General features: G+C 69.8%; 13 protein-coding genes. 9 read left to right on the forward strand and 4 right to left on the reverse strand.

Annotated features, from left to right (window positions below):
• The first annotated feature begins 20 nt into the window (after positions 1-20).
• The 6 genes from urtA (at position 21) to ACFWW9_RS16130 (ending at position 5369) form a co-directional block, all read left to right on the forward strand.
• Positions 21-1268, forward strand: a complete 1248-nt coding sequence (urtA, locus tag ACFWW9_RS16105; protein ID WP_390377366.1) for an urea ABC transporter substrate-binding protein — start codon at positions 21-23, stop codon at positions 1266-1268.
• 62 nt (positions 1269-1330) lie between these two features.
• Positions 1331-2215, forward strand: coding sequence for an urea ABC transporter permease subunit UrtB (gene urtB / locus ACFWW9_RS16110; protein ID WP_390377369.1), 885 nt, complete (start codon positions 1331-1333; stop codon positions 2213-2215).
• On the forward strand, positions 2212-3246 hold the full coding sequence (gene urtC, locus ACFWW9_RS16115) for an urea ABC transporter permease subunit UrtC (protein ID WP_390377371.1): 1035 nt from the start codon (positions 2212-2214) through the stop codon (positions 3244-3246). The genes urtB and urtC overlap by 4 nt, the downstream gene beginning before the upstream one ends.
• Positions 3243-3986: an urea ABC transporter ATP-binding protein UrtD gene (gene urtD / locus ACFWW9_RS16120; RefSeq protein ID WP_390377374.1), complete on the forward strand. Its 744-nt coding sequence runs from the start codon at positions 3243-3245 to the stop codon at positions 3984-3986. The genes urtC and urtD overlap by 4 nt, the downstream gene beginning before the upstream one ends.
• Positions 3983-4678, forward strand: a complete 696-nt coding sequence (gene urtE / locus ACFWW9_RS16125; RefSeq protein WP_390377377.1) for an urea ABC transporter ATP-binding subunit UrtE — start codon at positions 3983-3985, stop codon at positions 4676-4678. Before urtD ends, urtE begins: the two co-directional genes overlap by 4 nt.
• Before the next feature lie 13 nt (positions 4679-4691).
• The gene (locus ACFWW9_RS16130; protein WP_390377380.1) at positions 4692-5369 is read left to right on the forward strand and encodes a GntR family transcriptional regulator; all 678 of its coding nucleotides are present in this window, start codon (positions 4692-4694) and stop codon (positions 5367-5369) included.
• Between the two features lie 45 nt (positions 5370-5414).
• Here the strand turns inward: ACFWW9_RS16130 and ACFWW9_RS16135 are convergent, their stop codons facing one another.
• Entirely contained in the window at positions 5415-6539 is a 1125-nt protein-coding gene (locus ACFWW9_RS16135) for a hypothetical protein (RefSeq protein ID WP_390377382.1), read from the reverse strand.
• Between the two features lie 61 nt (positions 6540-6600).
• On the reverse strand, positions 6601-7551 hold the full coding sequence (ppk2, locus tag ACFWW9_RS16140) for a polyphosphate kinase 2 (protein WP_390377385.1): 951 nt from the start codon (positions 7549-7551) through the stop codon (positions 6601-6603).
• A gap of 96 nt (positions 7552-7647) precedes the next feature.
• On the opposite strand from ppk2, the gene ACFWW9_RS16145 reads away from it, so the two are divergent.
• Entirely contained in the window at positions 7648-7935 is a 288-nt protein-coding gene (locus ACFWW9_RS16145) for a hypothetical protein (RefSeq protein WP_390377388.1), read from the forward strand.
• Positions 7936-8025: 90 nt separating this feature from the next.
• A complete protein-coding gene (locus tag ACFWW9_RS16150; RefSeq protein WP_390377391.1) occupies positions 8026-9549 on the forward strand; it encodes an alpha/beta hydrolase in 1524 nt (507 codons plus the stop codon).
• Positions 9550-9610: 61 nt separating this feature from the next.
• On the opposite strand, the gene ACFWW9_RS16155 is transcribed toward ACFWW9_RS16150, so the two are convergent.
• Entirely contained in the window at positions 9611-9766 is a 156-nt protein-coding gene (locus ACFWW9_RS16155) for a hypothetical protein (protein ID WP_390377394.1), read from the reverse strand.
• A gap of 566 nt (positions 9767-10332) precedes the next feature.
• On the opposite strand from ACFWW9_RS16155, the gene ACFWW9_RS16160 reads away from it, so the two are divergent.
• A complete protein-coding gene (locus ACFWW9_RS16160) occupies positions 10333-13644 on the forward strand; it encodes a fibronectin type III domain-containing protein (RefSeq protein ID WP_390377523.1) in 3312 nt (1103 codons plus the stop codon).
• 53 nt (positions 13645-13697) lie between these two features.
• Here the strand turns inward: ACFWW9_RS16160 and ACFWW9_RS16165 are convergent, their stop codons facing one another.
• Positions 13698-13844, reverse strand: a complete 147-nt coding sequence (locus tag ACFWW9_RS16165; protein ID WP_390377397.1) for a DUF1059 domain-containing protein — start codon at positions 13842-13844, stop codon at positions 13698-13700.
• Positions 13845-13877: the final 33 nt, after the last annotated feature.

Genomic DNA, 13877 nt, shown 5'->3' on the forward strand with positions numbered 1-13877 from the left:
CCCCCTCGAAAGGCGCAACCGTGAACACTGGAACACGACGTGTCACCGCTCTGCTGTCCGCCGTCCTGCTGCTCGGTGCCTGCGGCAGCCGCACCTCCGACACCGGCTCCGGCGGCACGTCCGGAGCCGCGTCCTGCGTGGAAACCTCCGGCGACTCCGTCAAGATCGGCCTGCTCAACTCCCTGTCCGGCACGATGGCGATCAGCGAGAAGACGGTCAACGACTCGCTCAACCTGGCCGTGGAGCAGATCAACGCCAAGGGCGGCGTGCTGGGCAAGAAGCTCTCGGTCGTGACCGAGGACGGCGCGTCCGAGCCGACCGTGTTCGCCGAGAAGGCGACGAAGCTGATCAGCTCCGACTGCGTGGCCGCGGTGTTCGGCGGCTGGACCTCGTCCTCCCGCAAGGCGATGCTGCCGGTGTTCGAGGGCGCGAACGGCCTGCTGTTCTACCCGGTGCAGTACGAGGGCCTGGAGGCGTCGCCGAACATCTTCTACACCGGCGCGACCACCAACCAGCAGATCGTGCCCGCGTTGGACTACCTGAAGGAGAAGGGCGTCAAGACGCTCTTCCTGGTGGGCTCGGACTACGTGTTCCCGCGCACCGCGAACAAGATCATCCAGGCCTACGCCAAGGCCAACGGCATCGAGGTCAAGGGCGAGGAGTACGCGCCGCTCGGCCACACCGACTTCGCCACGATCGTCAACAAGCTCAAGGGCTCCGGCTCGGCCGCGGTGTTCAACACGCTCAACGGCGACTCGAACGTGGCGTTCTTCAAGGAGTACAAGAACGCAGGCCTCACCGCGGCGGCCATGCCGGTCGTGTCGGTGTCGATCGCCGAGGAGGAGGTCGGCGGCGTCGGCGTCGACAACCTGGTCGGCCAGCTCACCGCGTGGAACTACTACCAGACCGTCGACTCGCCGACGAACAAGACGTTCGTCGAGGCGTTCAAGGCGAAGTACGGCGCGACCCGCGTGACCTCCGACCCGATGGAGGCCGCCTACACCTCGCTGTTCCTGTGGAAGGCCATGGTGGAGAAGGCGAAGTCGTTCACGCCGGACGACGTGAAGAAGGCCTCCGGCGGCGTGACCTACGAGGCGCCCGAGGGGTCCGTGACCGTCAACGGCGAGAACCACCACATCGCCAAGACCGCGCTGATCGGCAAGGTCGGCACCGACGGGCTGATCCACACCGAGTGGAGCAGCGGCAAGCCGATCGAGCCCGACCCGTTCCTCAAGAGCTACTCCTGGGCCACCGGCCTGTCGAGCTGAGCCCCGCGGGGGCGGCGTCCCACGCGCCGCCCCCGCCTCCCCCGTCGCGAGAGGAGATCCGCGTGGAAGCGTTGTTCGGCCAGCTGTTCGCGGGCCTGTCCCTGGGGTCGGTGCTGCTGCTCGCCGCGCTCGGCCTGTCCCTGACCTTCGGCCAGATGGGCGTCATCAACATGGCGCACGGCGAGTTCATGATGGCGGGCGCCTACACGGTGTTCGTCGTGCAGGGCTTCATCGCCGACGCCGGTCTGGCGCTGATCGTGTCCATCCCGCTCGGGTTCCTCATCGGCGGGCTGCTCGGCCTGGTCCTGGAAGTGCTGCTCATCCACCGCATGTACCAGCGCCCGCTGGACACGCTGCTCGTCACCTGGGGCGTGGCCCTGATCCTGCAACAGGTGGCGCGGGACGTGTTCGGCGCTCCCAACGTGGACGTGAAGGCGCCCACGTGGCTCTCCGGCAGCGTCGACCTCGGCTTCACCCAGGTGCCCGGCGCCCGGCTGTTCATCCTGGCCCTGTCCGTCGCCGCCGTCGGCACGCTCGCCGTCGTCCTCACCAAGACCTCGCTGGGCAGGCGGATCCGCGGCGTCGTGCAGAACCGCGACCTGGCCGAGACGGCGGGCATCTCCACCCGCAACACCGACCGGCTCACGTTCTTCATCGGCTCCGGCCTCGCCGGGATCGCCGGGGTGGCGCTCACGCTGCTCGGCTCCACCGGCCCGACGCTCGGCACGAACTACATCGTCGACGCGTTCCTGGTCGTCGTGGCGGGTGGCATCGGCCAGATCAAGGGCACGGTCATCGCCGCGTTCGGCCTCGGCCTGATGCAGGCGACGTTCGAGTACTCCACCACCGCGAGCCTCGCGAAGGTGGCCGTGTTCGTGGTGATCGTCGTGTTCCTCCAGATCCGCCCGCAGGGCATCTTCAGCATCCGGACGAGGAGCCTCGCATGAAGGGCGAATACCCCAAGATCGCCACCTTCGCGGTCATCGCCGTGGCACTGCTGGTGCTCGCGCCCGCCCTGCTCTCGGACTTCCGGCTCGCGCTGCTGGGCCGGTTCGTCTGCTACGCCATCGTGGCCGTCGGCATCGGCCTGGCCTGGGGTCGCGGCGGGATGCTGACGCTGGGCCAGGGTGTGTTCTTCGGCCTCGGCGCGTACGTGATGGCCATGCACCTCAAGCTGGCCGACGCCGGGCCCACCGGTGTGCCGGACTTCATGAAGCTCTACGGGTCCGGTGTCGTGCCGGGCTGGTGGGAGCCGTTCCGCAACCCCGTCGTCACGGTACTGGCGATCGTGCTGGTCCCGGCGCTCGTGGCGTTCGGGCTCGGCATGGCGATCTTCCGACGGCGGGTGCGCGGCGCGTACTTCGCGATTCTCTCGCAGGCGCTCGCGGCCGCGTTCGCGATCCTGCTGGTCGGCCAGCAGGCCACCATCGGCGGCACGAACGGGCTCAACGGGTTCCGCTCGTTCTTCGGCTTCAACCTCTTCGACCCGGTCAACAAGCGGATGCTCTTCTACATCGCCGCGGGCACCCTGCTGGCCATGCTGCTGGTCGTGTGGCAGCTCTACCGCTCCCGCTACGGCGAACTGCTGATCGCCGTCCGCGACCAGGAGAACCGCGTCCGGTTCCTCGGCTACGACCCCGCCAACGTCAAGATCGTCGCCTACGTCGTCGCCGCGGCGATGGCGGGCGTCGCGGGCGCGCTGTTCGTCCCGATCGTCGGCATCATCTCCCCCGCCAGCGTGGGCGTGGTGCCCTCGATCGCGTTCCTCATCGGCGTCGCCATCGGCGGCCGCTCCACGCTGTTCGGCCCGGCGCTCGGCGCCATCGCGGTGGCGTGGGCGCAGACGTCGCTGTCGGAGAGCTTCCCGTCGTTCTGGATCTACTTCCAGGGCGCCCTGTTCGTGCTCGTCGTGGCGTTCCTGCCGCGCGGGCTGTCCACCGCGGGCTCGATCCTCAACCGGCGCAGGGAGACGGCGTGAAGAGCGACTACCTAGAACTCACCGACGTCCGGGTCACCTTCGACGGCTTCGTCGCCGTCGACGGCGTGACCATGACCGTCCTCCAGGGGGACCTGCGGTTCCTCATCGGCCCGAACGGCGCGGGCAAGACCACGCTGGTCGACGCCATCACCGGCCTCGTCCCGGCGACCGGGTCCGCCACGTTCGGCCGCACCGAACTGCTCAACCGCAAGGTGCACAAGATCGCCCGGCTCGGCGTCGGGCGGACGTTCCAGACCGCCAGCGTGTTCGAGGAGCTGACCGTCCTCCAGAACCTCGACATCGCCGCGGGCGCGGGACGCGGACCGTTGACGATGCTGCGGAAGCGGTCGTCCACCCCTCCGGAGGTCGAGTCGGCGCTGGAGGTCATCGGGCTCACCGACCTGCGCGACCAGCAGGCGGGCGTGCTCGCGCACGGGCAGAAGCAGTGGCTGGAGATCGGCATGCTCCTCGTGCAGGACTCCAAGGTGCTGCTGCTCGACGAGCCGGTCGCGGGCATGAGCGCCGAGGAACGCCAGCAGACCGGCGAGCTGCTCCAGCGGATCGGCGAGAACTGCACGGTCGTCGTGGTCGAGCACGACATGGACTTCATGCGCTCGTTCGCCACCTCGGTGACCGTGCTGCACGCGGGCAAGGTGCTCAGCGAGGGCACCGTCGCCCAGGTGCAGGCCGACCCCAAGGTCCAGGAGGTCTACCTGGGCCGCACGGAGGTGAAGGCGTGAAGCTCGACCTGGTGGACGTCAACGTCGGCTACGGGCGCTCGACCGTCGTGCACGGCGCGACGGTCGAGGTCCCGGACGACTCGGTGGTCGCGATCATGGGCCACAACGGCGCGGGCAAGACCACCCTGCTGCGCGCCGCGGCAGGCCTGCTGCGGCCCAGGACCGGTCAGGTCCTGATGGACGGCGAGGACGTGACGAGGCTCCGCCCGAACGAGCGGGTGAAGCGCGGACTGGCGTACGTGCCGCAGGGGCAGCAGTCGTTCCCGCAGCTCACGGCGGAGGACAACCTGCGGCTCGTGGCCGACACCCGCAAGGACGGCAAGCGCCTGATCGCCGAGGCGCTGGACCTGTTCCCCGCCTTGGTCCCGATGCTCGGCAGGCGCGCGGGTCTGCTCTCCGGCGGCCAACGCCAGCAGCTCGCCATCGCGCGGGCGTTGATCACCGAGCCGAAGCTGCTCATCCTCGACGAGCCGACCGAGGGCATCCAGCCGTCCGTGGTCGCGGAGATCGAGGACACGATCAGGACCCTGTCCGCCACGGGCGGCTTGTCCGTCCTCCTGGTCGAACAGCACATAGGCTTCGCCTTGAACGCCGCCGACCACTACTACGTGCTGGAGGCGGGACGGATCACCGCCACCGGCGCCGGAGGCTCCGGAGCGCTGGACGGCGTCCGTGCCGCGATGGCCATCTGAAGGACCCCGAACCATGACCGAATCCCTCCGAGACCAGGTGTACCTGCGCCTGCACGACGAGATCCTCAGTGGACACCTGGCGGTCACGGAGCGCTTCACCGAACCACGGCTGGCCAAGCAGCTCGGCGTCTCGCGGACCCCCGTCCGCGAGGCGCTGACCAGGCTCATGGCCGACGGGCTGGTGCGGCGGGAGGACTACGGGTACTCGATCGTGGTGCCCGACATGCCCAAGATCAGGGACCTCTACGAGGTGCGGATCGCCGTGGAGCTGCGGGGCATCGCGCGCTCGATCGAGAACCCGTCGGTCCGCCACTCGGCCGAGGCGCTGGAGACGGAGCTGGAGCACTGGTACGGCCTGCGCGCCGACCCGCCCGCGCCGCGGCCGGAGTTCGTGCTGGAGGACGAGCGGTTCCACGCGGCCCTGCTCGGCGCGGGCGGCAACCCGGAGCTGGTGGACGCGCTGATCGCGGTGAACCGCCGCATACGGAACGTCCGGATGTACGACTTCATCGTCGAGGGCCGGATCGAGACGTCCATCGCCGAGCACATCGAGATCATGGAACGCGTCCACGAGGGCCAGTTGGAGAAGGCCCTGATCCTGCTGCACGAGCACATCGGCGCGTCGCTGGAGATCGTGGTCGAACGCGCGTCCAGGGCTCTCGCGGCCCGGCACAGCACCCAGCTGGGGTGACGGCCGTCCTGGCCGGTCCTTCCCGAAGGCCGCCTTCGGCACCCGTCACCCGGACTGGTTTCGGTCAACACTGAAGTAATAGGGACCATTGGCCAATTCGGCCGACCGGCGGTCGGCCACCGCGCACACCACTCCCCCGGCCAGCAGGAACCCGGCCGCGGCCGCCAGCAGCCTCGCCTCGGTGTGACCGCTTGCCACCAGGAACCCGAGCGCCGCGCCCACGACCCCCGCTGCGGCGGCGACCGCCAGCCGCCCGACCAGTTCCCTCGGCCAGCCGTGCCACAGCGCCACGGCCGTCAGCACCACGCCCGCGGCCAGCGACACCCAGGCCGTGCCGAAGATCATCCCGTACCGCAGCGGCAGCGCGGGCACGAGGAACAGCAGGAGGAACCACCCCAGTGACGACGTGACGGCCAGGGTCGTGGGTCCGGGAGCGGCGGCGGGTCGGGCCGCCCACCAGCGCGCCACGACGAGCACCGCGGCCGCGGTCCCCGCCACCGGCAGCCAGCCGACGAGGTGGCCCAGGTTGTAGAGGAACGCCGTGTCGTAGACGGCCAGCACCAACGCCCCCAGCGCGCCGACGGACACCACGAACGGCACCAGCCGGGGCGGTCCGGCCGGACCTTCGGCCAACCGGACGACCAGCAGCGGCACGAGCACGCCGGTCACCACCCGGATCACCAGGTCGTCGACCGTGTACGGGGTCGGCAGGTCGATCTCGATCAGGCAGAACGTGACCGTGTACGACGCCGAGACGGCCCACCGCGCCCGCACGGCCGCCCGGTACACCTCCGCCCCGAACCAGCGGCACACCAGCAGGTACATCAGCACGCCGAACGCCAGTTCCAGCGCCGACTGCGCCCGCATCACCGTCCACGGCAGCAGTTCCGGCGCGGGGAACCGGTCTGCGAGCCAGCCGAGGTCGGCCAGCGCGAACCAGCCGTCCGGCACCAGCCTCGCCATCCGCGAGACGTCACCGCCCCACACCCGTCGCACGTAGACGGTGAACAACACCTGGTTGACCAGCACCAGGCCCACCACGACCAGCAGCCACGTCCCAGGGTGCCGGAGCGGGCCGCGGCCGGGTCGCTCCGGCGCACCCCCTCCGGTCGCCACCACGCCGTACGCCGTGGCCAGGACGATCACCGCGGCCAGCACCAGCTTCTCCACGGCCGCAGGCTATCGATCAACCGGCGGCCGCGGCCGGGCCTTCACCGAACCACCACAACCCCTACGGGTGCAGGCCCGGCCCCCGCGTGGTCGGGTGCAGCGGAGTCGGCGTCAGGTCCGTGTCGTCCTCACCGGACTCCAGCAGCGTGGCCGCCGCGCCGACGATCCGCGAGTCCGGCTTGCCGACGATCTCGTCGTCGCGGTCCGGGTAGTCGAAGCGGACCAGCAGGCTGCGCATCGCCTCCAGCCGGGCCCGCTTCTTATCGTTGCTCTTCACCACCGTCCACGGCGCCTTCGCCGTGTCGGTCTCGCGGAACATCGCGACCTTGGCCGACGTGTAGTCGTCCCACTTGTCCAGCGACTCCAGGTCCATCGCGCTGAGCTTCCACTGCCGCACCGGGTCCACCTGCCGGATGGCGAACCGGGTCCGCTGCTCGTCCTGCGACACGGAGAACCAGAACTTCACCAGGTGCACGCCGTCGTCGACCAGCATGTCCTCGAACACCGGCGCCTGGCGCAGGAACGTGCGGTACTCGGTCTCCGAGCAGAACCCCATCACCCGCTCGACCCCGGCGCGGTTGTACCAGGACCGGTCGAACAGCACCATCTCCCCCGCCGCGGGCAGGTGCTCCACGTACCGCTGGAAGTACCACTGCGTCCGCTCCCGCTCGGACGGCTTCTCCAACGCGATCACCCGCGCGCCGCGGGGGTTCAGGTGCTCGGTGAACCGCTTGATCGTCCCGCCCTTGCCCGCGGCGTCGCGCCCCTCGAACACGAGCACCAACCGCTGCCCGGTCTCCTTGATCCAGTACTGGAGCTTCAGCAGCTCGATCTGGAGCATCCGCTTGTCGTGGTCGTACTCCACCCGCGACATCCGCTCGTCGTACGGGTAGTTCTGCCGCCACGTGTCGACGATCGTCCCGTCGTGCCTCAGGAGCACGGGATCGTCGTGGTCGGAGTGGTCGACGGTGAACGTGGCGAGGAGGCTCGGAATGTCGGACAACGGGTGCATGAGTCCGACATACCCGCCTCAGACGACGGCTACGCGCTCGACCGGTGAACAATGGCGGACGCGGGACGCAACAGGAACCGACGAACGGAGCAGGCGATGACCGAGCACCCCCAGGACGAGCCCTTGGCGATCGAGGGGGAACTGGTCGACGAACCCGCCCCGGCGGCCCCGGTCACGCCCCAGTTCGACTACACGAACGAGGGCGTGCCGAACTTCGACTACGTCCGCGACAAGATCGAGAACCGCTTCGCCACGTCCACCGCGTCGACCGAGCTGTCCGGCGGCGTGTCGGAGGCGAAGTCGGTGGACGAGCAGCTCGCCGAACGCGACCGCGCGGGCCGCGACAAGCTGGAGGAGATCCGCCGGGCGATGCGCGGCGAGTAGCGGAACCGTTGCGGCGCAACGCCTTTCGGAAATCCGCACGAATCTTTCGATCATGGGCAACCGATCGTGCCGGTCGGGCGTGTTGGCGCCGTGACGAAAACTCGATGGATAGCCCTGGCCGCTGTCGCGGGCGTCGCCTGCGGGCTGCTCACCGCGGTCCCGCAGGCGCTCGCCGACACCGGGCGGGTCGCCGCGCCGACGCTGGCGTGGACCGACTGCGCCGACGGTTTCCAGTGCTCCACGGCCGCCGTGCCGCTCGACTACGACCAGCCGTCAGCGGCGAAGGTCGACCTCTCCCTGATCAAGCTCCCCGCCACCGACCCGAGCCACCGGATCGGCACCCTGTTCGTGAACTTCGGCGGCCCCGGCGCCTCCGGCGTGGAACGCCTCCGGGCCCGCGGCCAGTGGCCGTGGCTGTTCTCGCCGGAGCTGCGCGCCCGCTTCGACGTGGTGTCCTGGGACCCCAGGGGCATCGGCCGCAGCGCCACGGTCCGGTGCTTCGACACCGTGGCCGAGCAGGAGTCGTTCCTGGGCGGCCTCCGCGACTTCCCCGCCACGGCGGCCGACGAGCCCGCCTTCTACGCGGGCTACGACGAGCTGGCCCGGCGGTGCTCCGAGCACGCGGGGAGCCTGCTGGAGCACGTCTCCACCGCCAACACCGCCCGTGACCTGGACCTGCTCCGCCAGGCCGTGGGCGACGCGAAGCTGACCTACCACGGCATCTCCTACGGCACGCACCTCGGCGCGGTCTACGCCAACCTGTTCCCGAGCAAGGTCCGCGCCATGGCGTTCGACGGCTCGATGGACTTCGAGGGCAACGCCACCGGCCACGGCTCGCAGGGGACCGCGGTCCCGCTGGACACCCGCCAGGACGTCCCCAGGGGCGCGGCGGAGACGTTCGACTCGTTCCTCCGCCAGTGCGCGGCCCCCGGAGCCGACTGCGCCTTCGCGGGCGGCGACCTCAAGGCCAAGTGGGCGGCACTGGTCGCGCGGGTCAAGGCGAGCCCGATCACCGTCGACGGCGAGACCTTCGACCACACCGCGCTCATCGCCAGGGTGAACGGCGACCTCGCCCAGCCGGAGCTGTGGAAGGACACCGCCCGCACCCTGCAAGCGCTGGTCACCGCACCCGTGGCGGCCCTGCGCACGACGGCGTCGGAGCCCTACGTCACCAACCGCACCGAGTCGTTCAACGCGATCCAGTGCGTCGACAGCGCGTTCCCGCGCACCACGTCGACCTACACGCGGTACGGCGCCTCGGAGGACCAGCGCGTCCCGTACTGGGGCCGCATCGCGGTCTTCGACATGATGGCCTGCGCCACCTGGCGGCACCAGGACGCCGACCGCTACACCGGCCCGTGGAACCGCTGGACCGCGGCCCCGATCCTCGTGATCAACAGCCGCAACGACCCGTCCACCCCGCTGCACGGCGCGCTCGACGGAGCCGCCGAACTGGCCCGCACCCGCGTCCTCACGGTCGAGGGCTCGGGCCACAGCACGATGTTCGTCCACAGCACGTGCGCCGAACGCGCGAAGCGCGAGTACCTCATCTCGGGCACCCTGCCCGCGGTGGGCGCGACCTGCTCGATCGACCGCGCGCCCTTCGCGGCGTGACAGTGGGGGCGGGGAGTTGATCTCCCCGCCCCCACTCCCCCAGGACGCACACCCACCGGGCTCAAGGCCGCCGAAGCGCCTTGCCCACCCTGGCGCGGAGGCGTCTGACCGGGCGCGACAACGTCGCCGCCAACCGGCCCGCCGACTCGTCCTCGGCACGGATCTGCGAATCGCTCTTGTGCGTCAGGACCCAGTGCATGGTCACGGGATCGGACATCAACCCTCCTTCCCCAGAAGAAACACGGGTCGAACGCCCACCAGTCTCCTCACCGGACCGCCTTGCCGCATCCCATTTAATTCCGCGCCGTCCGTCCATTGAGGACTTCACCGGAGAGCGCGCCACGAGCCGCCCCGACCTCACGGCGGACCATGAGCGTGCCGACGCACCGGCCGCCGCCGCGACGCTGGTCACCGCCCGACCGAGGACGCAGCACCCCGGCTCGTCCGCTCGCTCAGCGCGGTCGAGGACGGGGCGAGGAGCACGTCGCGGGTGCCTCCCGCGCTCACTCGGGAGGCACCCGCGCTCCACGAGGCCGAGCACATCGCCGCAGTCCTTCGACAGCGCCCGGCCCCGTGATCGGCGGGGCCGGGTTTCGCCATTCCCCGATCAAGACCCACTACCCCCTGTCCCAACCCCTCGCGGACAGCTACTATCCACGAACTGTTAGGAAAGTTCCCTAACAATCCCTGGTCCGGCCGCCGCCGTGTGCCCGAGGAGGCGCGCTAGTGAGCACCCGCCTGGTTAGACCCCGTATACCCCTGCGAATACTGCTGGTGACGGCCTTGGCCTCGCTGGCGTGCGGAGCCCTCGTCATCCCCAGTGCCGAAGGCCAACAGCTCACCGCCGCGGCCGCTGCCGAAGGTCCCGCGACGGCGATCCCGAACTACCTCATCCAGACGTCCACCGGGATCTCCGACGACTCCGCGGTCTCCAAGCCGGGCTTCAACACCTCCGGCTGGTACCCGGCGGCCGCCAGGTCGACCGTCTACGCCGCGCTGGTCCAGAACAACGTCTACCCGGACCCCTTCTACTCCACCCGGATGCGGGACGTCCCGAAGGCCAACTTCACCGTCCCGTGGTGGTACCGCACCGACCTCACCCTCGACGGGTCCGGCCAGCGCACGTACCTCGACTTCAGCGGCGTCCTCTCCAAGGCCGACGTCTGGGTCAACGGGACCCGGATCGCGACGAAGGACCAGGTCAACGGCGCGTACACCCGCCACGACCTGGACGTGACGGCCCAGGTGCACGAGGGCGTCAACAGCGTCGCGTTCAAGGTCTACCCGAACGACCCGCTCAAGGACCTCTCCATGGGCTGGATCGACTGGGCGCAGACCCCGCCGGACCAGAACATGGGCATCGTCCGCGACGTTCTGGTCCGCCGCAGCGGCCCGGTGGCGCTGCGCGGCGCCCACGTGGTCACCAAGCTGACCGTGCCCTCCCTCAACCACGTGGACCTCACCGTCAAGGCCGACGTCCGCAACGACTCCGCGTCGGCGGTGTCGACCACGGTGTCCGGCACGGTCGCCGGACGGGCCATCTCCCAGACCGTCTCGCTGGCGGCCAAGGAGAAGAAGACCGTCACCTTCGGGGTGGTCGGCGTCGACAACCCGAGCGTGTGGTGGCCCGCGGACATGGGCGCGCAGCCGCTCTACGACCTGAGCCTCACGGCCGCGGTCAGCGGCACGACCTCCGACGTCACGAGCAAGCGCTTCGGCGTCCGGGACGTGAAGGCGACGCTGAACTCCAGCGGCGGCAGGCAGTACTCGATCAACGGCAAGAACCTGCTGATCCGCGGCGGCGGCTACTCCCCCGACCTGCTCCTGCGGTGGAACAAGACGTACGCCTCGGACAAGCTGAAGTACGTCAAGGACCTCGGCCTCAACACCGTGCGCCTGGAAGGCCACATCGAGCCGGACGAGTTCTTCGACCTGGCCGACGAGCTGGGCGTGCTGACCATGCCGGGCTGGGAGTGCTGCGACAAGTGGGAAGGCCAGGTGAACGGCGGCGAGGCGGGCGACTCCTGGACCGCCGCGGACTACCCGATCGCCAAGGCGTCGATGACCGGTGAGGCCGAGCGTCTGCGCGACCACCCGAGCGTCATCTCGTTCCACATCGGCAGCGACTTCGCGCCGGACGCGACCATCGAGAAGGGCTACCTCGACGCCCTCGCGGCGGCCGACTGGCCCGCACCGGTGATCGCGGCGGCGTCGGCGAAGTCCTCGCCGCAGCTCGGCGCGTCGGGCATGAAGATGAACGGCCCGTACGACTACGTGCCGCCGAACTACTGGTACGACAAGGCGCACACCGACAGCGGCGGCGCGTGGAACTTCAACTCCGAGACCAGCGCCGGGCCGAGCATCCCCACCACGGACACGCTCAACCGGATGATGTCGGCGAGCGAGCTGAACACCCTGTGGACCAGCCCGTCCACGGCGCAGTACCACCGGTCGTCGTCCTCGACGTTCGGCAACCTGAAGCTGTTCGGCGACGCGCTGGCCAAGCGCTACGGCGCGACGCCGAGCCTGGCGGACTTCACCCGCAAGGCGCAGCTGGCGCAGTACGAGAACGTGCGCGCGGAGTTCGAGTCGCACGCCCGCAACTACACCGACTCGTCGAACCCGTCGACGGGCCTCATCTACTGGATGCTCAACAGCGGGTGGACGTCGCTGCACTGGCAGCTGTTCGACACCTACCTCGACCAGAACGGCGCTTACTACGGCGCCAAGAAGGCCAACGAGCCGGTGCACATCCAGTACTCCTACGACACGAAGTCCGTCGTCGTGATCAACCGCAACCGCGCAGCGGTCAGCGGTCTCACGGCCAGCGTGAAGCTGTTCAACCTCGACGGCACCGAGAAGTACACGCAGACGTCGACCGGTGTCTCGGTGGGCGCGGACGGCGCGAAGACCAGCGTGGTGACCATCCCGGCCGTGTCCGGGCTGTCGACCACGTACCTGGCGAAGCTGGTCCTCACGGACTCGGCGGGCAAGGAGGTCAGCCGCAACGTGTACTGGCTGTCCACCAAGCCCGACACGCTGAACTGGGACGCCACCGACTGGTACTACACGCCCACGACGGCCTCCGCGGACCTGACCGGCCTGGCCGGTCTGGGCTCGGCGCCCGTCTCGACCACCGCCAGCTCCACCACGGGGTCGGACGGCACCACCACGACGACCGTCACGCTGAAGAACACCTCGACCGGCCAGGTCCCGGCGTTCTACGTCGACATGCACGTCGTCGACTCGGCGGGCAAGCCGGTGCTGCCGGTGCAGTGGACCGACAACGCGGTCAGCCTGTGGCCCGGTGAGACGACCACGCTCAAGGCGACCTACCGGACGTCGGACCTCAAGGGCTCGGCCCCGTCGGTCCGGGTCTCCGGCTGGAACACCGGCACCCAGACCGTGCCCGCGGGCGGCGGGGGTGGCGGCGACACCCAGGCGCCGACCGCGCCCGGCGGCCTGCGGAGCACGGGCGTGACGTCGAGCAGCGTGTCGCTCGCGTGGGACGCGTCGACCGACAACGTCGGCGTCTCCGGCTACGACGTGCTCGTGGACGGCGTCTCGACGACGTCGGTCACCGGCACCAGCGCCACGGTCTCCGGCCTCGCCGCGAACCGGGCGTACGCGTTCACCGTGAAGGCGCGCGACGCCGCGGGCAACACGTCGGCGCTGAGCAACCAGGTCTCGGCCACTACCACCGGGGGGACCACCACGCCGGTGGACTACCAGGCGGAGAACGCCGTGATCGTCCAGGGCGTGGTCGAGTCGAACCACGCGGGCTACACGGGCACCGGGTTCGTCAACTACGACAACGTGGTGGGCAGCTCGGTCGAGTGGACCGTGACCGCCGCCGCGGCGGGCCCGGTCGACGTCGTCGTCCGCTACGCCAACGGCACCACGGCGAACCGGCCGATGACGTTCAGCGTCAACGGCGTCACCGGCCCGACGTCCGTCGCGTTCCCGAGCACGGGCGTGTGGACGACGTGGACGACGGCCACCGTGCGGCTGAACCTGGTCGCGGGCACGAACAAGATCAAGACCGTCGCCACCACGGCGAACGGCGGTCCGAACGTGGACAAGATCACCCTGTAGCAGGGCTCGGGAGGGGGGTCGTCGCAGCCGCGGCGGCCCCCTTTCCCGTCGGCTCAGTACGCCATGAAGAGGATCTCGTCGCGGGAGTAGTCGTGGCCGGGGTGGTTCTCCTTGAGGTGCTGCTGGGTCTTGGCGACCAGGTCGTCCTCGTCCTCGCCGGTGATCCGCTCACCGCAGGGGCAGCTGATGTTCCGCTTCATCTCGTCCTCCGCTCGTGATCTTCCCGTTCGACC

Origin of the sequence: Umezawaea sp. NPDC059074, from assembly GCF_042738955.1 — a bacterium.
In the GTDB taxonomy this organism is placed as follows: Bacteria; Actinomycetota; Actinomycetes; order Mycobacteriales; family Pseudonocardiaceae; genus Umezawaea.